Source organism: Segatella copri (assembly GCF_024330485.1).
GTDB lineage: Bacteria > Bacteroidota > Bacteroidia > Bacteroidales > Bacteroidaceae > Prevotella > Prevotella copri_L.
In genome coordinates this window covers 1-21,988 of record NZ_JANDWX010000036.1, presented here as the reverse complement: position 1 = coordinate 21,988, position 21,988 = coordinate 1, and the positions used below count along the sequence as shown (strand labels likewise).

17 protein-coding genes are annotated in these 21,988 nt (G+C 43.7%); 5 read left to right on the top strand and 12 right to left on the bottom strand.

Features of this window, described 5'->3' with window-relative positions:
• Nucleotides 1-60: 60 nt before the first annotated feature.
• Nucleotides 61-1,509, bottom strand: a complete 1,449-nt coding sequence (locus tag NNC77_RS14125; protein WP_118082078.1) for an AAA family ATPase — start codon at nucleotides 1,507-1,509, stop codon at nucleotides 61-63.
• Between the two features lie 424 nt (nucleotides 1,510-1,933).
• Between NNC77_RS14125 and NNC77_RS14120 the strand changes: the two genes are divergently transcribed.
• Nucleotides 1,934-3,226 carry an ATP-binding protein gene (locus NNC77_RS14120; protein ID WP_254971457.1) on the top strand — a complete coding sequence of 431 codons (1,293 nt, stop codon included), beginning with the start codon at nucleotides 1,934-1,936 and terminating at the stop codon, nucleotides 3,224-3,226.
• Between the two features lie 114 nt (nucleotides 3,227-3,340).
• Here the strand turns inward: NNC77_RS14120 and NNC77_RS14115 are convergent, their stop codons facing one another.
• From NNC77_RS14115 to NNC77_RS14105, 3 genes are all read right to left on the bottom strand, one after another.
• Complete coding sequence (locus NNC77_RS14115) at nucleotides 3,341-4,816, bottom strand: leucine-rich repeat domain-containing protein (protein WP_254971459.1); 1,476 nt, start codon at nucleotides 4,814-4,816, stop codon at nucleotides 3,341-3,343.
• 483 nt (nucleotides 4,817-5,299) lie between these two features.
• Entirely contained in the window at nucleotides 5,300-6,424 is a 1,125-nt protein-coding gene (locus tag NNC77_RS14110; RefSeq protein WP_254971461.1) for an AAA family ATPase, read from the bottom strand.
• A 147-nt stretch (nucleotides 6,425-6,571) separates the two neighbouring features.
• On the bottom strand, nucleotides 6,572-7,954 hold the full coding sequence (locus NNC77_RS14105) for a hypothetical protein (protein ID WP_254971463.1): 1,383 nt from the start codon (nucleotides 7,952-7,954) through the stop codon (nucleotides 6,572-6,574).
• Between the two features lie 405 nt (nucleotides 7,955-8,359).
• Between NNC77_RS14105 and NNC77_RS14100 the strand changes: the two genes are divergently transcribed.
• The 3 genes from NNC77_RS14100 (at nucleotide 8,360) to nagB (ending at nucleotide 11,265) form a co-directional block, all read left to right on the top strand.
• A complete protein-coding gene (locus NNC77_RS14100; protein WP_254971465.1) occupies nucleotides 8,360-9,625 on the top strand; it encodes a VapE domain-containing protein in 1,266 nt (421 codons plus the stop codon).
• A 310-nt stretch (nucleotides 9,626-9,935) separates the two neighbouring features.
• Complete coding sequence (locus tag NNC77_RS14095) at nucleotides 9,936-10,388, top strand: DUF6078 family protein (protein WP_254971467.1); 453 nt, start codon at nucleotides 9,936-9,938, stop codon at nucleotides 10,386-10,388.
• Nucleotides 10,389-10,473: 85 nt separating this feature from the next.
• Nucleotides 10,474-11,265 (top strand): glucosamine-6-phosphate deaminase, encoded by a 792-nt coding sequence (nagB, locus tag NNC77_RS14090; protein ID WP_022120375.1) that lies wholly within the window; start codon nucleotides 10,474-10,476, stop codon nucleotides 11,263-11,265.
• A 37-nt stretch (nucleotides 11,266-11,302) separates the two neighbouring features.
• On the opposite strand, the gene NNC77_RS14085 is transcribed toward nagB, so the two are convergent.
• The 8 genes from NNC77_RS14085 to trhA all read right to left on the bottom strand — a co-directional run bounded on the left by NNC77_RS14085 (nucleotide 11,303) and on the right by trhA (nucleotide 18,930).
• Complete coding sequence (locus NNC77_RS14085; RefSeq protein ID WP_118065457.1) at nucleotides 11,303-12,421, bottom strand: efflux RND transporter periplasmic adaptor subunit; 1,119 nt, start codon at nucleotides 12,419-12,421, stop codon at nucleotides 11,303-11,305.
• Nucleotides 12,422-12,490: 69 nt separating this feature from the next.
• On the bottom strand, nucleotides 12,491-13,738 hold the full coding sequence (locus tag NNC77_RS14080; RefSeq protein ID WP_118190489.1) for an ABC transporter permease: 1,248 nt from the start codon (nucleotides 13,736-13,738) through the stop codon (nucleotides 12,491-12,493).
• Nucleotides 13,739-13,814: 76 nt separating this feature from the next.
• Entirely contained in the window at nucleotides 13,815-15,074 is a 1,260-nt protein-coding gene (locus NNC77_RS14075) for an ABC transporter permease (protein ID WP_254971469.1), read from the bottom strand.
• A gap of 7 nt (nucleotides 15,075-15,081) precedes the next feature.
• Nucleotides 15,082-15,798: an ABC transporter ATP-binding protein gene (locus NNC77_RS14070; protein WP_006848206.1), complete on the bottom strand. Its 717-nt coding sequence runs from the start codon at nucleotides 15,796-15,798 to the stop codon at nucleotides 15,082-15,084.
• A gap of 161 nt (nucleotides 15,799-15,959) precedes the next feature.
• On the bottom strand, nucleotides 15,960-16,331 hold the full coding sequence (locus tag NNC77_RS14065) for a GntR family transcriptional regulator (protein ID WP_117695648.1): 372 nt from the start codon (nucleotides 16,329-16,331) through the stop codon (nucleotides 15,960-15,962).
• A 19-nt stretch (nucleotides 16,332-16,350) separates the two neighbouring features.
• The gene (locus tag NNC77_RS14060; protein ID WP_147347517.1) at nucleotides 16,351-17,193 is read right to left on the bottom strand and encodes a hypothetical protein; all 843 of its coding nucleotides are present in this window, start codon (nucleotides 17,191-17,193) and stop codon (nucleotides 16,351-16,353) included.
• 13 nt (nucleotides 17,194-17,206) lie between these two features.
• The gene (locus NNC77_RS14055) at nucleotides 17,207-18,031 is read right to left on the bottom strand and encodes an ABC transporter ATP-binding protein (protein ID WP_134844521.1); all 825 of its coding nucleotides are present in this window, start codon (nucleotides 18,029-18,031) and stop codon (nucleotides 17,207-17,209) included.
• A 242-nt stretch (nucleotides 18,032-18,273) separates the two neighbouring features.
• Nucleotides 18,274-18,930 carry a PAQR family membrane homeostasis protein TrhA gene (trhA, locus tag NNC77_RS14050; RefSeq protein WP_117695654.1) on the bottom strand — a complete coding sequence of 219 codons (657 nt, stop codon included), beginning with the start codon at nucleotides 18,928-18,930 and terminating at the stop codon, nucleotides 18,274-18,276.
• Nucleotides 18,931-19,257: 327 nt separating this feature from the next.
• Between trhA and NNC77_RS14045 the strand changes: the two genes are divergently transcribed.
• Nucleotides 19,258-21,453, top strand: a complete 2,196-nt coding sequence (locus NNC77_RS14045) for an alpha-galactosidase (RefSeq protein WP_254971471.1) — start codon at nucleotides 19,258-19,260, stop codon at nucleotides 21,451-21,453.
• Nucleotides 21,454-21,988 lie beyond the last annotated feature (535 nt).

Below are 21,988 nucleotides of genomic sequence, written 5' to 3'. Positions count from 1 at the left end.
GATAAGTGGGGATGTAGTAAAGGTCGATTGGTTATGGAAAAACATTCATTGGCTTGCCAATTAAATAAACAATTCATCCATCGTAATCTGTTTCTGTACGATGTCGCTATGTTTGTTCTGCTTCAATCCAAAAGAAGTAATCAATGTGAGGAGAAGCGATTTGGATGTTTTCGTCTCTTCTGTGAAGATACGCAGTTTCTCCAGCAACTTCTCCTCATATTCCTTGCTGATTTCGAATTCGCTCTTGTAGAATTTCATCTCACAGATATTGATGGTTTCATCTTTCCGGTCTATCAGCAAGTCAATTTGAGTTCCCTTTTCTGTATTGCTGCTTCGCCATGAGCAAACCAAGGTCTGTACTCCCGAAATTCCCAGGGCATGCTTGATTTTGTCTATATGGTTTAGACAAAGCATCTCGAAAGACAAGCCAGCCCAAGTATGGTATAGCTGACTGTTTTGGGAGGATGACCAGAAACTGGAATCCTGATACTTGTTGTGCTTGATGAAACGGAAGTAGAAGAGCGTATAGAAATCTACTAACTGGAATAAGGTATTTCGCTTTTGGCGAATGTCGGAAGTCATCTTATTGGCTGTACTGAATGGTTCATACAGACGGATGAAACCGCATTGTTCCAATTCTTCCAGTACAGTAGAGAAGGCTCCATTATCTTTTCCTCCCGATGCCTTGACCAGTTCCTGTCGGGTCATACCCATTCCTTTGGTAGCAAGGGCAGTAACCACGGCGATATGGTCGGCTGATTTCTTAAACAAAGCTCTGTATAAGTCGTTGAACTCATCTTTCAGTTCTGCATTGTCTGCGAAAAACAGCTGGTCGATGTTCTGTGCCAGACTTTTCGATTTATCCATCATTGAAAGATAATAAGGTATTCCTCCCATAACCATATAGCATTCTGCTATCTGTTTTCGGCTGTAGCCGAAGTGGTAAGCCTTGAAGTATTCTTCGCATTCGTGCAGGGTGAATGGTTTTACAATCAGATGATGGGTCAGTCGGTTGTGCAAGCCACCACGGTTGCGAATCAGGTTGTTGATCATCCAGGAGGTGGCGGATCCGCAAACGATGAGTTTGATGTCGTTGCGCAGTACAGCCCAGCTGTTCCAGAAGTTTTCCAGTGCAGGTATGAATCCCGATTTGGCGGTATCCATCCATGGCAATTCATCGATGAATATTACTTTCTTGCCTTCCGGAAGTGTTTCTATGTATTGTGATAGGGCATAGAATGCCAGCAGCCAGCTCTTGAATGTCTGCAGAGTGGTGGAGTGGGTATATTTTTGCAGGGAAATGCTGAAGTTGACAAGCTGTTCGCCTTTGGCAACTCCGTTCATTCCTGTCATAAAGAAGGCAAAATGGTCCTCTACGGCTTTTCTGATGAGAAAAGTCTTGCCTACACGACGTCTTCCATAGACGGCGATAAACTCTGATCTATCGGAGTTTATATATTCATTGAGCAGTTTGAGTTCTGCTTCTCTTCCTATCAGTCTCTGTTCCATATCTTTCGTTATTTTCTGCGCAAAGATAATGCAAGCGAGCGCAATGAAAGCTTGCTTTCAAATTGCCGAGTGCAGCTTATCTTCTGCAAAGATATAAAAAAATACCCGTTTGCGCAAATTATTCGTGGATAATCTGCGCTAATGGTATAAAAAAGCATGTTAGCGCAGATTATCTCATTAGGCGTTCGTCGGATTTCAAATCTGCTGGGATGCCTGTCGGGAGACTTTCTTTTAAACAAACTAGTCCGCGTTGATTTTGGTAGATGTATGATGTAAATACACTTTTAAGGACGACTTTTTGTGACTTTCTACACTTTTAAGGACGACTTTTTGTAGTTTTATACATTTTTAAGGACGACTTTTTGTACTCTTTGAAATAAAAAATGTATCTTTGCATTCAGAAATATCAAATAATCAGATAGTTATGAAGAGAAATGCCATCAAATACCTATATCAATGGAAAGCAAGCAACGACCGAAAGCCGTTGATTATGCTTGGAGCCCGCCAGGTTGGCAAAACCTGGCTGATGCAGGAATTTGCCAAAGAGGCCTATACCCGTAGTGCGTATGTAAACTTCGAAGACAATGAAATGCTCCGGGAAGTTTTTGCACATGACTTTGATATTCCCCGTATTATCAATAGCATACAATGGAGTACAGGAGTTTCTATTGATGAAAATACGCTTATTATCCTTGATGAGATACAAGAAGCACCCAGGGGTATCACCGCATTAAAGTATTTTGCAGAAAAAGCACCTCAATATCATGTCGTAGCTGCAGGTTCATTGCTCGGAATTGCGATGCATCAGAATGACTCTTTTCCTGTAGGTAAGGTAGATTTCATGCATTTATATCCCCTCACATTCTTTGAATTTCTAGATGCAATCGGTGAAAGCCGTATGGTAGAACTGCTGATATCAAAGGATTGGAATATGATAACCATGTTCCGGAATAAATTTGAGGAATGCCTGCGACAGTATTATCTGGTCGGGGGAATGCCGGCTGTAGTACAGTCTTTTGCCAGCGAGGGAAATCTGTCTGAAGTCAGAAGCATTCAAAAAGGAATCCTTGAAGCGTATGAGCGTGATTTTTCCAAACATGCTCCGGCCATAGAAGTTCCACGTATCCGAATGGTATGGAAATCCATCCCATCCCAGCTTGCCAAGGAAAACAAGAAATTCATCTATGGTGCCGTAAAGGAAGGAGCCAGAGCAAAGGATTTTGAGCTCGCTATCGAATGGCTGAAAGATGCAGGGTTGATCTATAAGGTAAACCGTTGTAAGAAAGCCCTGTTGCCATTGGCTGCATACGAGGATTTTTCTGCTTTCAAGTTATTCCTGTCTGATGTGGGACTGATGGGAGCCATGAGCAATATTCCTGCCCAAAGCTTGCTGGAAGGAAATGTGCTGTTTTCAGATTTTAAGGGGGCGCTGACAGAGCAGTATGTCCTGCAGCAGCTTAAGGAGAAATCTTCCTTGTCTATCTATTATTGGTCGGCAGAAAATTCACGTGGTGAAATAGATTTTCTAGTGCAGGATGAAGAAAAAATCATTCCGATAGAAGTAAAGGCTGAGGAGAATTTACAGGCTAAGAGTCTGAGGGTGTTTGTGGAGCGCAATCAGGGATTGAAAGGTATGCGCCTATCCATGTCACCTTACAGGGAGCAGGATTGGCTTGCCAATTATCCATTATATTCCGTATCTGCAATATTCGGATAAAAAATGATTAATTATAGGTGTAGAAACAAATAGTAGAGAAAAATTGTTGTCTAAGTCACTATAAAAAGTGACTTAGACAAATAATTAAAGATATTTTTTATAATCATCTTATTATCATCTGATTATTACTTTCTTTGTTTTACCAAATTTGTCTTTGACGATATGTAAGCCATTTGTATTAGGCGAAATCTCTATACCTTGTATATTATAATGTTTTGTGTTATTTGTATATTCTGTTTTGTAAACAGGACCAATTGAAGTAGAAATGTATTTATTGTCTTCTCCAGTGTAGACTATATTTGCAGTTAGATCCCCTATAGTACAAGTAATTTTGGTCTCTATTTCATTAATAGCTATAGCTCTAGTTCCACGACTTGAATTGATAGTATATTTCCAAGCTTTTTCATTCTCATCATAAGTCATATCCGTATAATAATACATATCCATATCCCAAAAACTTACTTTATTAATTTTAACAAAATCATAATTAGGATTAACTTTTACGTAAATATAGTTGTCTTTAGAGTCAATATCGTAAGAGTATAGTTCTTTTACATTTGTAAATCCTTTTTCTGTATAGAATTTAGAACAACCTCCTGGTACGTATATATTATCTACCGCATTGAATACAGGCTTCAATGCAGTTGCAATATACATATTTTGATTGTCTGAATATCTTATAACATAATTTATTTCAGCTCTACAATTAAGAATATATGTACTAAACGTATTAGGTAAAGATACTGTTGTCTTTATACCGTTTTCTGGATAAATTACAAAAGCGTCATCGCCAATATATTCTATACCTTCAGGTACATATATATATGTTAGATTATTACAGTATTTAAATGCTCTTCCAGCTATTATTTTAATGCCTTTTGGAAGAATGCATTTCGTGATAGATTTGCAGTCTCGTAACGCTTCTTCTGCAATCAGCGTGATTCCTTCTTTCACATATGCAAAACTTTCTACTGTACCTTTATATGTTAGTAGTGCATTTCCGAAATAGACGAGTCCTTCAGGTTGCTTGTCTAGCCATTTTGTAGCTTGAAATGTATATGCATCAATCCATTTGAGGTTATTAGACGGTGTTATTTTTTCCAAATTTTTGTCTCCTATAAATGCACCATAGTCTATTTTTTGCAAGCTGTTAGGTAAGGATACTTCTTTAAGATTATTGCATAGTGAAAATGCTTCTTGCCCGATGTATTCTAGTCCCTCATTAAAGTTTATTTCGACCAAACTGCCCACGCAACAAAAAGCTCTATTACCTATTTCTTTGACAGTCTTAGGTAACGTCAATTTTTTAATAGCAGAATATTCTGTATAATCTTCATTATTTGCATTAAATGCATCATCAGCTATTCCTGTAATGGTATACTTCTGACCTCCTAATGTGACTTGTTCTGGTATAACTAAATCTGAAACAAATTTGTTATTAGCAAATCCTCGTACAGAAACAGTATTTTCACCAGTGATTTCATATTTTAAATCACCCACTTCATTGTTATCCTCATTTTCAGCCATTGCAAAAATGGGGGTAAATATAGATACTAATAAAAGAAAAATTTTAAATGTAAATTTAATCATAAATAATATTAATTAAAAAGGCGTGTAACCGTTCTTTACTTGTTTAATTCAAGGTTACCGCCAAGTTACCTGTACACACAACAAGCACCAAACAGTCCACGCCTATAAGCGTGAACTCTCAGTCTGCTTGTTCTCGTGTGTTGAATATTGGCGGTATTCTGAATTAGAGAACAAGAGCTAAAAGCTCAATATCTAAAAGTTTAGAACGGAAACGCTAGTTTATAAACCTAGAGTTGCATAGAACTCAATTGCTTACTCTCTATAAGGAATTGAACTTTCTTAGAAAATCCAGTTCTTTGCGTTTCTTTCTGTTTGTAACTATCTGTTTCTTACTTCTTTAATTTTAAATGTTTAACAATCAATAATCTGCAGTTTTCCGATAACAGAGATTTCTGTCTTCTGCATACTTTTCGGTGCAAAAATAGCAAAAAGTTTTGAAACAGAATGCAAAAAACAAGAAAATCTTTCTTATTCTGTACTATTTTACATCATTTCCCTCTTAAACCACAGCTCGAAGACACAGTCGGAGAGATAGATGCCGTCTTTTTCGATGGTAATCAACTCTTTGTCAACGAGTGCCTTCTTGATGCGGTCGATATTCGACTTGCTGCCCAAAGGATAGGTGTCGGCGATATTTTGAGCGGTGAAGCCTGAGTGGATTCCTTTGCAGATTAAGCGGATGAAGTTGAGCTGATAGGTGGTTAAGCCCTCGGTTTGCTGTACGAAAAGACCATGACATTGTTGCAGCAAGGCGCTGATGCCACTTTGTAAGGTTTCTTCGTTTACTTCTTTCTCGGTTTCTGCCATCACGTTCCAAGCTAGTTGCTGCACGTAGGAAGAATAATTCTTTACGGTTTTACAGATTCTTGTAGCATATTCCTCAGATATTTTCTTTCCGTATTTCTCGAATCGGGAGCAGATGAAAGGCACCCAATATTCAGTAGGAATGCAATCCAAGTGCAGCATCTCGCCAAACATATAGAAAGGCATGCGACGGTTTTGGAAGATGTTTTCCATCAGATGCTTCTTGCTTCCAAAGAAACAGTATGATACATTCTGATGATGCTGCCAGGCGCCACGCAGTTTTTTCTGAACCGTAAGAGTATCAGGGAATTCTCCAATTTGCTGGAATTCGTCGATGCAGACCACCATGCGGATTCCCTTTTCCTGAGCGATTCTTTCCGGAAGATTCAGAATCTCTTCAGGGGAATAGTCCTTTGGTGTAATTCCCAGAGATAATGAATATTCGGATGTAGGATCTGGACTAAAGGAGATTTTTGGTGAAACTCTTACCAGGAACTGCTTGATGTTTTCTACTACTTGTTCCAGCTTATTACTCATAGATTTCATAATGGTTTCTGCAAAGCGATTGTAGAAATCATATTCGCTTCGGCAGTCATAGATGTCCATATACACCACTTTTATCTCTGGATTATCAATTTCGGATATTACCTTTTTGACGAGCGAAGTCTTGCCCATGCGTCGGGGAGAGATGAGAATGACGTTGATGCCATGCTCAAAGTCTGCCTTGATGCGCTTGGTTTCTTCTATTCGGTCGGTGAAGTTGTTTCCGGCAACCGACATACCATATACGAATGCCTTTTCCATTGTTATTTTTTGCTTGATTACGGATGCAAAGATAAACAAAAAAAATGAAAGTTCACAAGGTTGTGGACCACAAACTTGTGAACTTTTAATATTATTTTGTAAATCAGGCATTTAAAAGCTGTTTTTTATGCATAAAACAAGCCTGAATCAGAGGCTTTTCTTATCAAACACACCATTCATCGTGATGCAGAGATGCTGGAACTTGCTGAGGAGCTTGTCTGACCATTTCGTCATGTTGTAAAGGTCTTTGATTTCCTTAAACTTCTTTTCCTCCCATTGCGGATAATCTATCTCTGAGAAATAACGGCGGTAGTCGCGGAGATTGTCGCCCGAAAAATGGAGATAATCGTCGATGTCGCCAAACCATTCGGGAGTCATCATCTGGGTGGCAAAGGCTTCGAAGTTCTGGTTGTCCTGAAGCATGCAGTTGTGATTCAATACACACCATACGCAGAACCAATGGTTCTTGCGGGTAACAAATTTCAACATATTGGCTATCTGAGCCTTCAGATTCTGCATGTCGATGTATTTGCCGTCTTTTACTTTGTAGAAAACCTCGTTGGGAAGGGTTTCCGGAATGCCTTCGGGATGTTCCAAATCGTAGATTTCCTGCTCGATGATGTGCCATTTTACGGTGGCTGATACCAGCTTGAGATATTCTTGTGCTGTAAAATTGACGTGGGCAAGCTGGGCGCCCAGCAGTTGGGTATCTCTTATATATTTCATGAAGTCGAGGCGCAGATTTTCCGGTACCTCGTCTTTTAGCGTTTTTCTTACTTCCAGCAATTGGCTGACGGAGAGCTGCTTTCCGTTGTTATCATATTCCAGGGTTGTAAAGTATCGGTCTATGTCGCTGATGCCCTTTGGTTCTTCCTGATATTCCTGTAGCGACATTTCGAAGAGGCGGGTGGTCTGCTCTTCGCTCATGGCGAGGTTGGTGAAATGGCTCAGCTGGCGGAAGTGGAGCATCAGATAACAGGCCATGCTGTATAGCTGGAAGAGATTCCAGAGGCGCTCTACGGGTTTTACGCCGGGGATATGTGTGGGTTTTACCTGGCGTAACAGTTCTTTTTGGAGTTTGGTTACTTCGTTTACATCAATAGTACTTCCTTTGCCCAGTTCATCGGTTTCAAAAAATTCGTTGAGTTTCGGCAGGATGCGGGTCATATCCAGCGGTGCCACTTTCATCCGTTTTCCTTCTATCTGTTTTCCCTTTTTCATGTCTTCCATGATATGCGCCATCAGGGGTGTAAACTTCTGCATTACGATGATGCTGATGCTTACTTCGTGGGTTTCGTTCTGCTCCTTTCGCTGCTTGGCTATATCGTTGTGCTGCAGCACCATATCTTTCTCTGCCATATAGCAGAGCCGGGTGGCTTTGGTGCAGAGCGAACGGATATCGAAGGTAAGTTCCTGCGGACTGTAATCTTCCCATGCATCTACCAGAATGCTGAGCATTCGGCAGAAGTTGTCGAGCTGTCGGTCAAAGACTTCGTAGCTGAATTCTATTTCATCTTTATCTTCATTCATTGTCAGTCTGTTTTAAGAAAATAAGTTTCGCCACAAAGGTAAGATTTATTTTCGGATTATGCAAGGATATGCGCTTGTTTTTCCTCTTTTTTCCCCATACTTTTCCCCGTAGCCCCCTTGTTTCTTCCCTGATTTCAGAAAAGTAGCGGGAAGGTGGCGGGGAAAATTTGGAATCAGCGAAGGGAAGTATTAACTTTGCAATCGAAAACGAAAGAGCGGCGAAATGCTGAGCCATGAATGAGCTGAAACTCTTCACTCTTCACCTGAAGCCCGGAAATGCCCATAAACAGAGGGGTTTCGAGGGGTGAAGAGATAGAGACAACTCTTCACCCACTCTTCACCACTCTTCACCTTATTATATATAAGGGCTAAAAGATGATTATTATTAACTAAAAAAATTAATATATGAACAAAGTTACAGCTTTATCGTCATCAGATAAGATGACAAACGAAATTTCTGCACTCTCTCTTGTTGAGAGTTTTCTCGATGAGTATTATCTCTTCCGTAGAAATGTGCTAAGTGGTAAAACCGAGTATTTCACTCTCTCAAAGAATGAGGACGAAACTGAGGAGCCCGTAGAAGAGGAACCGGAAACCGGTGGGGAAGAGGAGGAATCTTCTGACTCAACCTGGAAGGTGCTGACTCCGGAGGCTTTCAATTCTATCGTCCGTCACGCCAAGCGGTTGGGTGTGGGAGGTAAGAAGTCGCCCCGACAGGATATTGAGGAGTTCGTACGTTCTGAAGAGGTTCCGGAGTTTGACCCTATCAGGGAATATCTCGAGAACCTGCCGGAATGGGATGGAAAGAACCATGTGGCTGAACTCTTTGGCAGGATTCCGGGGCTTACAAGTGAACAGTTGGGATGGTGCGCCACCTGGCTCCGTTCGGCTGTCGCCCACTGGTTGCAGATGGATATGTTTCATGGCAACGAAACCACTCCTGTGCTTATCGGAAAGCAGGGTTGCGGCAAGAGTACCTTTGCCTATCGCCTGCTGCCGGATCATCTGCGACAGTATTTCCTCGACCACATCAACTTTGCCAATAAGTTTGACTCCGAGATGGCGCTCACTCATAATCTCTTTGTCAACATAGATGAGTTTGCAAATATGGGACCATCGCAGCAGGGCAAGCTGAAGCAGATGCTTTCAAAGGTGAAGGTGAACGGGCGCCCTATCTTCGGCAAGAGTCAGGATGACCGTCCGCGCTACGCTTCCTTCCTGGCAACCACCAATGATGAGCATCCGCTCTGCGACCCTACGGGTAGCCGCCGATTCGTCTGTCTGCACATTCCGGCAGGTGAATATATCGACAACGGTTCACCCATCATTTATGACCAGCTCTATGCACAAGTTATGTATGAGCTTTGCCATAAGAAGACGCCTTACTGGTTTACCAATGCCGAGGTGGACCGTATTCAGAAGTGCAATCTTCCTTTCTTTAAGGTAGATGATTTTGAATCGATGCTGAAGAGCTGCTTCCGTGTTCCTGAGGATAATGAAACGGGCGAATGGCTCATCTGTTCGGATGTTTTCGAGGTTCTGCACGAAAGATTTCCGATGCTGATAAGCAATCTGAGTACCAAGATTCGCATCGGCCAGTCGCTCAAACTCCTGGGTTGCAAGATGAAGCATACCAAGAAGGGTCAGGCCTATCTGCTTGTAAGAATCTGAAAATATAGCTAAGCGGCAGATGGGTGAAGAGTGGTGAAGAGTGGGTGAAGAGTGAGAAACAACTCTTCACCCCTCGAATCCCCTCTGTTTATCGGTGTTTCCGGGGGTTAGGTGAAGAGTGAAGAGTTTTTCGCAGTTCCTTTCTTAAAATTCTTTCTCAGGCTTTTCCGATAGCTGTCTGACTAGAACAGCCCACTGTTCTCATAGCGGCTAGTTGGCTGTCTGTGGTTCACCAGTTGGCTATTTGCCGATAACAGCCCCTCAATCTTTCGAAGAAAAAATTATTTATCCAACTAAAAAAATAAAGAACATGAACAATATTTCAATCCATTCCATTGATACGGTATGTCTCAAGGAGGCGTGCCCGGTACATCACCTTTGTGCTCGTTTTGAGCGTTATCAGAAGTTGCGTAAGTCGGAGAAGGTGTTCTGCATTCTGAACCCGGACCATATAGCCTGCAACGAGCAGGGCTGCGCCTATCGGCTTCAGAAGAAGATCATACGCATGGCACGCGGATTCCGCCGCATGTTCGGTACGATACCTTCTGCCAATACGCCTCATTTCTGGCACATTTCGCCCTATATCAGCGAAAGCACCTATTGCAAGGCGAAGCGCGGCGCCATCCTCATCGCACCCGATATGCAGCAGAAATTACTGCGTCTCTTCGAACAGAATGGCGCCGATATCAGCATCGGTTTTGATGAATATGTAGAGCAGGAGGGCTATGAAGAAGTAGATACCGCAAACTGTAAAAAAATATAATTTTTGCCATCTTTTAGCGGTAATGAAACAGATTTTTATTATTTTTGTTTCCTGAATTTTACAACTAAACAATAAGAAATAGATTATGCGTGTTATTATCGAAAAAGATTATGAGAAGCTGTCAAAGTGGGCAGCTGATCATGTAGTTGAAACAATTAACAGATTTCAACCAACTGCTGAACGTCCTTTTGTTCTGGGTTTGCCAACCGGTTCTTCACCTCAGGGCATGTATGCCAACCTGGTAAAGGCGGTAAAAGAAGGCAAGGTTTCATTCAAGCATGTCATCACCTTCAATATGGATGAATATGTAGGTTTGCCGGAATCTCATCCTGAGAGTTATCACTCTTTCATGGCGGCCAATCTCTTCAATCATATCGACTGTCCTAAGGAGAATATTCATATCCTGAACGGTAATGCCGAGAATCTGGAAGAGGAGTGCCGTCATTATGAGCAGATGATAGAAGAAGCGGGTGGCATTGACCTCTTTATCGGTGGTATCGGGCCTGATGGCCATATCGCTTTCAACGAGCCATTCTCTTCTCTAACCTCCCGCACACGAGTAAAGACGCTCACTACAGACACCAAGATTGCCAACTCCCGTTTCTTCGATAATGATCCTGAGAAGGTACCTAGTCTGGCTCTGACCGTAGGTGTGGGTACCGTGATGGCTGCCCGAGAGGTAATGATTCTCTGCAACGGTCATAACAAGGCCCGCGCCCTGCAGGCTGCCATCGAAGGCCCTGTTACCCAGGCTTGGACCATCAGCGCTCTGCAGCAGCACCAGCATGGCATCATCGTTTGTGATGAGATTGCCTGCGATGAACTGAAGGTGGGTACTTACCGCTACTTCAAGGATATCGAAAAGGATAACATCTAAGTTATCTGATGCCTATAAAAAAGAATAAGGATGATGACTATTCGTCATCATCCTTATTTTCTGCTATTACCTGAGGACCGCGAACCTTGTCCTTGAGTCCCAGACCCTTCTTGATTTCTATATTTACTCCATCGCTCAAACCGGTGGTTACCTGTTTGCGCTCATAAGTCTTCTTCTCGCCGCTACCTTTTATGATATATACAAAGGTAGAATCGCCGCTAAACTCGATGGCACTCTCCGGAACGGTGAGTACATGGGTAGCCTTGGCCAGTACAATCTCGGCATTGGCGCTGTAGCCTGAACGGATTTTGCCTCCCTTGGTAGAACGGATGGCTGCCTTTACCTCAAACTGGTTGGCACCATTGTTTTCTACAGCTTTAGGAGAGATATACTCCAGGTTAGCCTCGAAGTTGAGGTTCTGCAAGGCTCCGATGGTAATCTTCATCGGCATTCCTGTAACGAGACTTCCCACTTCGGTTTCATCGATATTGCCACGGAAGATGAGGTCGTTCATGTTGGCCACGCTGGCGATGGTAGTACCATCGTTGAAAGTATTGGCAAGAATCACCGAGTTACCCACCTTGACCGGAATATCGAGGATAATGCCCGAGATGGTAGAACGGATGAGGGTGGAAGAAGCGCTGGCATTGCTCTTGCTTACACCATCGCGCACCACCTGGAGAGCATCTTCGGCAGCGGTAACCTCCTCGCGTGCCTGTTTCATCGCCTGCTTTACCTTATCAAACTCATCGGCGCTGACCAGCTGTTTCTTGAAGAGCTGTTCCTCGCGACCATAATCCACCTGTGCCTGTTTCAGGTTGATTTCAGCAAGGCGCACGCGTGCCTGAGCCGAACTGAGCTGTCCCATATCCGGAATCACCTTTACCTTGGCGATAACCTCGCCCGCCTGAACATAATCACCTGCTTCTTTGCAAATCTCGGTGATGATACCGCTAATTTGAGGTTTTACGCTCACCTCGTTGCGAGGCTCAATCTTGCCCGTGATGACGGTAGTTTTCAAAACATCAGCCATCTTAGGAGTAAACTCAGTATACTCCACAGGCTTAGGCTGCGATTTCTCATAAAGGAACACGAAGGTTCCGATGAAAATCAAGGCGACAATCGCCGCAACAATCAACTTTGAATACTTTTTCATATCTTGTATTTCTTATATTTTCCAACTATATAGCGTAATTAAACACTAAACATTACTCATTAAACATTATCATTCGTCTCTCATCGCATCTACCGGCTTGATGCTCATCGCTCGCCATGCAGGGGCGAGTCCGGCTAGGCCGCCGAGAATGCAGATGAGGATGGCTGAAGAGATGGCCGTCCAGAAATCTACCTGGAAGTGGGCGGTAAGAATGCCATCCGTGGTACTTCCTACTTCCAGCATCTGCAGGATGGCAACGCCGAAGAGGATGCCGCTCATGCCGGCTACCAAGGTGAGAAGAATACTCTCGGAGATGATTTGCGAAAGTATCATCTTAGGCGTGGCTCCGATGGCTCGGCGGATGCCTATCTCGGTGGTTCGCTCCTTTACCGTTACCATCATGATGTTGGAAACTCCGATGGCGCCGGCAAGAAGGGTACCGATGCCTACCAGCCAGATGAGGAAGTTGACGCCCTTGAACAGGTTGTCGAGCATTTGGAAGAGTACTTCGGTATTGAACACCATGATGCCCTTTTCGTCCGTAGGGTCTATGCTGTGGGCTCTTGCCACGGTTTCTCTCATCCGTTGGGCAATGCTGCTCATTACTACGCCCGGTTTGCCGGTGGTGGCTATGATGTCAACCGCCTTACCCCGGTTATAAGCGCTGCGCAAAACCGATTGGGGCAGGGTGATGGTTTCATCGGCACGACCGCCGAAGTTCACGCCGTTGCCCGAGCGGTAATCTACGCCTATCACCATATAATAGGTAGAGTCAACTCTTACGCTCTTGCCGCACGGATCACCGCCGCCAGGAAAGAGATTCTTGTAAATCTGTTTGCCGATGACGCAAACCTTGCGCTGCTGGCGCACATCCATCTCGTTGATGTATCTGCCGTAAAACATCTGTGGCGCAGAAACTTTGGCGTAGTCAGGATTTACGCCCTGTGTGCTGCCGCTGAATTTCTTGTCGCCAAACACTACCGACTTGTTGCCGCCGAAGAGCAGCGGGGTAATGACATCGAGTTCGGGCACCTGGTGGCGCAATCTCTCCAGGTCTTTCTCTTCCATCTGCCAGGAGCGCCCCTTGTTGAATCCCTTGTAGGGTTTGGTGGTGTTCTGCGCCCAGATGATAGCGGTATTGGTAGCAAAGCCTGTGAAGTTGTTTTGCAGCATCTCCTTCAGTCCTTGTCCGCCACCCATCAGGGCGATGAGCATAAACACGCCCCAGAACACGCCGAAGCCCGTAAGCAGACTGCGGCTCTTGTTCCTCGTGATGGTGTCGAGAATCTCTTTATATGTATCTAAATCTAATCGCATAGCCTATTCTATATATATAATAAGGTGTAAGCAAGAATGAATTCAACATTCAACACTTAGCATTCAACATTTTGCATTACTCTGCTCTCAGCGCCTCTATCGGTCGGATTCTTGCAGCCTTGATGGCTGGGATGAGTCCGGCGATGGTGCCTGCGATGACGATGGTGATGGTGGCGCCGATACAGGTGCCGAGGCCCACCGTAGGGTTCACAAACATGGCGGCTTTAAACAGTCCGGTATCTACGGTGGTGTGACCGATGGTTGCGTCCATGATTTCGTTTGCTGCCACACCGCAGACCATTCCGATGTAGCCGAAGAATGAGGTGATGATGATGCTCTCGGTGATGATGAGCTTCAGTATCGACCAAGGTTTGGCACCGATGGCTTTTCTTACGCCAAACTCTCGGGTTCGCTCCTTCACGGTGATGAGCATGATGTTGCTTACGCCCACGATGCCGCTCAGCAGGGTGAACAGACCCACAATCCAGAGGGCCGTCTGCATGATGGCGATTCCCTGGTTCATCTGGATATTGTCCATGTATCGGTTCCAGAGCCAGATGGTTCGCTCGTCATCAGGTGCTGCCTGATGGTTGTTGTTGATGCTGGCGCGGTAGTTCTTCTCAAACTGCTTATTGTCCTCCCTGGTCTTCAGGTTCTTGATGGTAAACTCCAGACTTCCCGCATCATCACCCTTGGCGTAGATGGTCTTTATGGTGGAGTAGGCGATGAAGGCTTCGGTATTATTGCGCGATTCATCATCCTTGTAGATTCCCACCACCTGGAAGTTGAGGTTGCTGATTTTTACGTTCTTGCCCACCAGCGAACGGTAGTCTTTGCAGAGTTCCTTGGCCTGGCTTCGGCTCAGCACCACATTCTTGCGCTGCTCCTTCATATCGATTTCGTTGATGAATCGTCCGGCAATCAGCTCTGTCTTGTCGATTTTGGGATGTGTAGGAGCCACACCCACCAATGACTGGCTTGCCACATAATTATCGCCATAGTTGATATTCACGTTATACTGTTCCAATCTTCCGCCCACATCATCTACGTATTGACCATAGGTCTTGTTGCTGATGAGGATGTCCTTGTCGTTGAGCGTGATGCTTCTGCCTTCCTTCAGTCCCTTGTAAGCCTTGGAGGTTTCGCCCGGGAATACTCGCATGGAGTTGGCTAGGAATCGGGTGCTTTGCTGCAACTGGGCATTAATCAGTCCGTTGCCGGCGCCCAGCAGGAATATCAGCATGAAGATTCCCCAGGCAACGGCAAATCCCGTGAGCGAAGTGCGGAGCTTGTTGCGCTTCGACGTGCTCCATATTTCTTTGATTAATTCTCTCATTCTCTTCTTACTTAACGTAGTCTTTTGATACGAGATGATGGTCTCTGTTGTCTTCGATGCTTCCGATGAGTCCGTCCTTGATATGGATAACCTTATCGGTCTCGTTGGCTACACCGCTTTCGTGGGTTACCACCACGATAGTCATTCCCTCTTTCTGGTGCAGTTCCTTCAGCAGGTCCATCACTTCCACGCTCGTTTTGGAGTCGAGGGCTCCGGTAGGCTCATCGGCAAGGATGATTTCGGGTTTGGTGATGAGGGCACGGGCGATGGCTACACGCTGCTTCTGTCCTCCCGACATCTCGTTGGGATAATGGTTGGCCCATTGCTTCAAGCCCAGTTTTTCTAGATATTCCATCGCCAGTTCGTGGCGCTTCTTGCGGCTTACGCCCTGGTAGAAGAGTGGAAGCTCTACGTTTTCCACCGCCGTCTTGAACGAGATGAGGTTGAACGACTGGAAGATGAAGCCAATCATCTTGTTGCGGTATTCGGCAGCACGGGTTTCCGAGAGGTCTTTGATGAGCACATCGTTGAGTCGGTATTCGCCCGTATCGTAGTTGTCGAGAATACCCAGTATATTTAATAAGGTGGATTTTCCTGAGCCGGAAGCACCCATGATGCTGACGAACTCGCCACGTTCGATGTCGAGGTCGATGCCCTTCAGTACATGGAGTGGCTGAGCACCCTGATAGGTCTTGTTGACGTCTTTTAGATGAATTAATGACATATTACTTTCGTTTTATGGATATCAATTTAAACCATTAGACGCTTGCAACTTTCAGAAAGTTGCAAGCGTAACTCTTTTTTTAAAACGTTATTACATACACCTTATTATATATAAGGTAAAGGCAGAAGCTATAAATATATATTTGAGGATGAATAGTGTCATCATATCTTAATCTTTTTGAGATTCTTCTCCAACTCTTCCTTCACTTCATCGATGGAGATGTCGAGAAGCTGCATTTGTCGGGCGAGTTCCGGGAGTCTTTCTTTCATAAACTCCTTTTTGCGGGTTTTCTTAATCTGCTTCTTGGCTCCTGCGGAAACAAAGTAGCCCAGACCTCGCTTGTTGTAGATAATCTCATCTGTGGCAAGCAGGTCGTATGCCTTCACGGCTGTGTTGGCATTTACCTCCAGCAGCACGGCGTATTCCCTGACGCTCGGTATTCGCTCGTCTTCCTTGTACTTGCCCGCCAGAATCTCATCGCTCAATCGTTCGGCTATCTGTACGTATATTGCTTTATCATTACTGAAATTCATAATCGTCAAATTTTAATTCTTAGATGTTAATCCACTTGTTGCAGATAACCTGCATACGGGTGAAGAGCTTGTAGGATGCCCAATAGTTGAAGGCAGCCAAAGCAAGAAAAACAAAGAATGCTGTAATTGTTATACAATAGTCAGCTGTGGAACCATTGCTGAAGTTAATATGACTGAAGAAATCAAAAACTCCAGCTTCTCCTAATTTGTTGATGATGTATCCCAAAATCATACTAAGAAGAATGCCCGTGCAAGCTGTTAGCAATACTGGCAACTTGCGATAGAATGTTCCGCCAAGTGTTGCGAAAGAATGGGAAAATAGTATGAATGAATAGAGGGTAATCCATTTCAGCCAGTCGTTGTCGAAAGGGTGAATTGTGGGAATAATATGGCTGAGCACAGCCCAGGTGATGCTGATATGAAAATCTGGAGTGATGATGAAACTAAAGATGAACTGTATAACATCGGCCAAGATTACTGCTGCAAAAAGTTGAACCAAAACACCGATACTCATCATGAGTAATCGGGCCACAAACTTCTCTAGATTACAAGCAGGAAGCATCAGGAAACTCTCTCTTTGCAATTTAGTCTTCATGTTATTGAATATACAACTTGCCAAGACGTAGAACGCGATGAATGCTATTACAGAAAAGAACATGCAAACACTTACCTGGTATTGATGACCAGCCAGCTCTACATCGGTTGAGTTAAGCCAATATCTCATGCTAAAAAGTCGCAATACACAATAGATGGAAATGCAGATGGCGAGACCTGCTGTAGCTCCAAGATGACGCTGCCAGTTGGTGAGAATATCCCAACGAAGTACCATGCTTAATCTATGTAAATCGAAATTCTTTTTCATAATCGTCTAATTTTTAATCGTTTAATTTTCCATTAATTACTGCATTGAAGAGCAACTCCAGGTTCATCTGTGTTTCCTGTTTTCCCTCCTGACGCTTGCAGATGGCGGCATTGCCCTGCAGGGTTGGCTCGGCGTAGAGCACGGTGTCGTCCATTTCCTGTGGGTTGCGATATTCGAAGGTGTATTTCTCGCAGATGTCCGAAACCGATGCATCGAGCAGGAGCTGGCTCTGGTTCATGATGATGATGTGGTCGAGCAACGACTCTACATCGTGCACCTGATGGGTAGAGATGATGAGGGTGCGGTCTTCCGTCATGTTGTTGGCGATGACCTTACGGAACTGGCTCTTCGATGGGATGTCGAGACCATTGGTTGGCTCGTCCATCAGAAGAAAGCGGGTACCCGTGGCGAGTGCGAAACTCATGAATACCTTCTTCTTCTGTCCCATCGAGAGTTCGTTCAACTTGAGAGAGAGTGGTAAATCAAAATCCTTGAGGCAACGGTCCAGCACTTCCTGCGAGAAGTTTGGATAGAACCCCTGGTTCATCTTCACGTAGGTGGCGAGGGAAACGTTGGGCAGTTCAAACTCTTCGGGCACCATGAAGATGTCCTTCAGCATCTCGGCTTTGCGATCTTGTGCCGAAATGCCATCCACGAGAACGGTACCTTGTTGCTGGCGGAGCAATCCGCTGATGAGGTAGAGCAGGGTGCTCTTGCCTGTACCGTTCTTACCAAGCAAGCCATAAATGTTGTTCTCCTTGAGTTCCAAAGAGAAATCTCTAAATACAAGGTGCTTGCTACCTGGGTATCTGAAATCAATGTCTTTAATCTGTATCATAATCTTTAATGTTTTAGTGTACTACTTCAATAGAACACTGCAAAGGTATGCTTTTCTGCGATAAGTTCCAAACTTTTGGGCAATTATTTTCATACTTTAACGTATTGTTAACAATTCCACCTTATTATATTATAAGAAGAGTATGATATGGATGAATGTCTTGTAATATAGAGCATTATAAAAAAACAAAGGCATCGGAAAGCAAAAACTTCCCGATGCCTTGATGCTTTTTATTAAGTCGTTTAGATATATTTCATGAGAATGTCCCAAACTGCAATGATGTGGCAGATACTACCAGCTAAAACGAAGAAATGGAACACGGAATGCATGTATTTCTTCTTGTTGATACTGTAGAATACGGCGCCCGTAATGTAGCAGACGCCTTCGGCAATAATCCACCAGACTGTGGCGGTGGATACGGAGTCTATCAAAGGTTTAAAGGCAACCAGTACCGACAATCCCATGCCTACAAAGCAGATGGTCTCCAGGTTGCTGTGATCCTTGAGTCTGGCAAAACTCATGATGGTTCCGGCAATGGCGCAAGCCCAGATAAAGATAAAGAGGCTCCATCCCCAATATCCCTGGTCTCGCATCGCAATGAGCGTGATTGGCGAGTAAGAGCCGGCAATATGCCAGTAGATGGCGGCATGGTCCCATTTGCGCAGTCGCTCCTTCCATTTACTCCAGGCAGAAACGGCATGGTAAACCGTTGAGGCGATGTAAGACATCAGCATACCGAACAGATAGAGGATAACTCCCGCCGTAGCCCATCCGTTATGCATCGTAAAACACCAATATAAGAAGATGGCTCCCACGACAAAGCCCATCAGGATACCTCCTGCATGCGACCATGAGTTCCAAAGTTCTTCTTTATGACTGAAATGTATCTTTAGTTTCATATCTCTATATATCTTTTCGTTACACATTCTGCTGATTTTGAGAAATAGGGCATTCAACCCACTATACCTAAATCGTTATCAGCTATAACATTGCAAAGATACTAAGAATTTCTTAAAGTGGACTATCTTTTAGGAATTCTTTCGATTTCGGGAGTGTTTTCTTTGCTTTATTTGCTGATTGTTTGTCCTTTTCTGCTTTCTTCGAAAAATAAATCAAAAAAGTATTGGAGTGTATTGGATTTTTTTATAATTTTGCGATGTGAAAATGAGAAATCATCTCTCACAAAATAGAAACTATAAACGCAACTAATAACTTAGAAAGGTAATATGAAGTTAAAATCAATTGCACTTATATTGATGACTGTCGCACTTCCGGCGATGGCAGAAAAAGTATCTGTAAATACAAAGGGTATGTCGCTCATTCTCGATGTTGAGAATGGAAAGCCTGCCCAGTATCTCTATTTCGGTACTAAGTTGAATCCTAACGATTTGCAGAATCTGAAGGTCGCTACTGATGGCCGTATGGATGCTTATCCGGCTTACGGACTGAATACTCCAGCTGAAGCAGCGCTTGCCATGCGTCATAGTGATGGCAATCTTTCGACTGCACTCGTGGCTACGGGCTGTGATGTGAAGAACGAAGGAAATGCTTCTGTCACGACCGTCCATCTGAAAGATCCTGTATATAATATAAAGGTAGATTTGAAGTATCGTGCATACAATGATGTTGATATGATTGAGGCATGGACCGAGATTCTGAATGGTGAAAAGGGTACTGTAACCCTGACTACCTTCGCATCGGCTATGCTTCCTATCCGTCGCGGAGATGTTTGGATGAGTCATCTTTCCGGTACTTGGGCTGCAGAGGGACAGTTGAGTCATGAAAAACTGCAGCCAGGAGAATTTGTAATCCGAAACAATGATGGTACCCGCAATTCGCATACCGATCATGCAGAAGTCATGTTCTCGCTCGATGGTAAAGGACAGGAAAATGCGGGTAATGTTATTGGTGCAGCCTTGGTTTATAGTGGAAACTATAAGCTGAAGACGGTTACTGATGATACCGAATATCATTATTTCTTTGCCGGTATTAATGAACAGAACTCTGAATATCATCTTAAGAAAGGTGAGACTTTCAAAACTCCAGCACTCGCTTTGACCTATTCAACACAGGGCTTGAGCGGTGCAAGTAGAAACTTCCATAAATGGGGACGCAAATATATCCTGGCACATGGAGATAAGGAGCGTGATATCTTGCTCAACTCTTGGGAAGGTGTTTATTTCGACATCAACCAAAAGGGAATGGACCAGATGATGGCTGATATCCATAGTATGGGTGGTGAACTCTTCGTGATGGATGATGGATGGTTCGGAACCAAATATCCTCGTGTTACTGATAACTGTGCACTCGGCGACTGGGTGGTTGATACCAAGAAACTTCCTAATGGCATTGAAGGCTTGCTGAACGATGCCAGGAAAAATCAGGTAAAGTTTGGTATCTGGATCGAACCGGAAATGACCAATACTACCAGTATGCTCTATGAGAAGCATCCTGATTGGGTTATCAAGGCTCCTAAGCGAGATGCTGTTCTGGGCCGTGGTGGTACCCAGCTGGTGCTCGATCTCTCTAATCCAAAAGTACAAGACTTTGTTTTCGGTGTAGTAGACAATTTACTTACTAAATATCCAGATATAGCCTACATCAAGTGGGACGCCAATATGGCTATTATGAATCATGGCAGCCAATACTTGTCTGCAGCTGATCAGAGTCATCTCTACATTGCTTATCATCAGGGATTTGCGAAGGTTATCGACCGTATTCGTGCTAAGTATAAGGATGTGGTGATTCAATGTTGCGCAAGTGGCGGTGGCCGTGCCAATTGGGGCATGCTCCGTGGTTTTGATGAGTTTTGGGTAAGCGATAATACGGATGCCATGCAGCGTATTTATATGCAGTATGGAACCAGCTATTTCTTCCCAGCCATCGCCATGGCAAGTCATATCTCTGCTGTGCCAAACCATACCGTATTCCGCACTACTTCTTTGAAGTATCGTATTGATGTAGCTATGAGCGGACGTCTTGGAATGGAAATCCAGCCAAAGAATATGACGGATGAGGAGAAGGCTCTCTGTCGAAAGGCTATCTCTGAATACAAGGAGATTCGTCCTGTCGTTCAGTTTGGCGACCTTTATCGTTTGGTTTCTCCGTACGATAATCAGGGCTTGTCTTCTATTATGTATGTTAGTGAAGCAAAAAACAAGGCTGTCTTCTATTGGTGGAAATTGGCAAACTTCTATAATGTTCATTTGCCAAGAGTTAAGATGGCTGGTCTGGATGAGAATAAGATGTATAAGGTAAAAGAACTAGATGTAATTGATAACAAGCCTCTTGATTGTGAGGGAAAATCTTACTCTGGTAAGTATCTTATGGAACATGGCTTGGAAATGCCGTATGTTCATGAGGTAGACTGGGGTAAGAAGAACGACTGGTCGTCTCGTGTTCTCTATTTGGAGGCAGAATAGTTTTCTGGTACCATTATGTATATGCGCATGCTTGTGTGCCCACACGCAGATATGAGCGCGTGTATGTATATAATAAAGTGTTTGGTATCAAAATAAGTGCAAAATAAGATGAAAGTGTTAAAATACTGTTAATTTCAAAACTTTTTCCGAAAAATGTTTGGTGGTTTCGGAAAATGTTTGTACTTTTGCACTCGCTTTTGAGAAATACGCTTTCTCTTAGCGATTAAAGAAAGTTAGTGCAAGTCGAATACAATGAAATTTATTTCAATTGTTGAGGCGCAGCCTAACTTGCGAAGAAAGAGTTCTTTGAAAGATTTTACATAAACAGACAAGTAGTACAAGAAGCGGTTTCGGATTACACCTTATTATATATAGGGAGTATGAAGGAACTGGGTAAAAGAAACGAACCGTCAAGAAATTGACAAGTCAGGTTTACTAAGCTTCAATAAACGAAAAGGATATTCGTCCTAAGTACAGACAACAAACAAACCAAGCCGCAAGGCTAGGTAAAAATGATATTTTACAATGGAGAGTT

Coding starts and splice junctions, on each gene's coding strand:
- NNC77_RS14125 (WP_118082078.1), bottom strand. CDS start 1,509: ATGGAACAGAGACTGATAGGAAGAGAAGCAGAACTCAAACTGCTCAAT.
- NNC77_RS14120 (WP_254971457.1), top strand. CDS start 1,934: ATGAAGAGAAATGCCATCAAATACCTATATCAATGGAAAGCAAGCAAC.
- NNC77_RS14115 (WP_254971459.1), bottom strand. CDS start 4,816: ATGATTAAATTTACATTTAAAATTTTTCTTTTATTAGTATCTATATTT.
- NNC77_RS14110 (WP_254971461.1), bottom strand. CDS start 6,424: ATGGAAAAGGCATTCGTATATGGTATGTCGGTTGCCGGAAACAACTTC.
- NNC77_RS14105 (WP_254971463.1), bottom strand. CDS start 7,954: ATGAATGAAGATAAAGATGAAATAGAATTCAGCTACGAAGTCTTTGAC.
- NNC77_RS14100 (WP_254971465.1), top strand. CDS start 8,360: ATGAACAAAGTTACAGCTTTATCGTCATCAGATAAGATGACAAACGAA.
- NNC77_RS14095 (WP_254971467.1), top strand. CDS start 9,936: ATGAACAATATTTCAATCCATTCCATTGATACGGTATGTCTCAAGGAG.
- nagB (WP_022120375.1), top strand. CDS start 10,474: ATGCGTGTTATTATCGAAAAAGATTATGAGAAGCTGTCAAAGTGGGCA.
- NNC77_RS14085 (WP_118065457.1), bottom strand. CDS start 12,421: ATGAAAAAGTATTCAAAGTTGATTGTTGCGGCGATTGTCGCCTTGATT.
- NNC77_RS14080 (WP_118190489.1), bottom strand. CDS start 13,738: ATGCGATTAGATTTAGATACATATAAAGAGATTCTCGACACCATCACG.
- NNC77_RS14075 (WP_254971469.1), bottom strand. CDS start 15,074: ATGAGAGAATTAATCAAAGAAATATGGAGCACGTCGAAGCGCAACAAG.
- NNC77_RS14070 (WP_006848206.1), bottom strand. CDS start 15,798: ATGTCATTAATTCATCTAAAAGACGTCAACAAGACCTATCAGGGTGCT.
- NNC77_RS14065 (WP_117695648.1), bottom strand. CDS start 16,331: ATGAATTTCAGTAATGATAAAGCAATATACGTACAGATAGCCGAACGA.
- NNC77_RS14060 (WP_147347517.1), bottom strand. CDS start 17,193: ATGAAAAAGAATTTCGATTTACATAGATTAAGCATGGTACTTCGTTGG.
- NNC77_RS14055 (WP_134844521.1), bottom strand. CDS start 18,031: ATGATACAGATTAAAGACATTGATTTCAGATACCCAGGTAGCAAGCAC.
- trhA (WP_117695654.1), bottom strand. CDS start 18,930: ATGAAACTAAAGATACATTTCAGTCATAAAGAAGAACTTTGGAACTCA.
- NNC77_RS14045 (WP_254971471.1), top strand. CDS start 19,258: ATGAAGTTAAAATCAATTGCACTTATATTGATGACTGTCGCACTTCCG.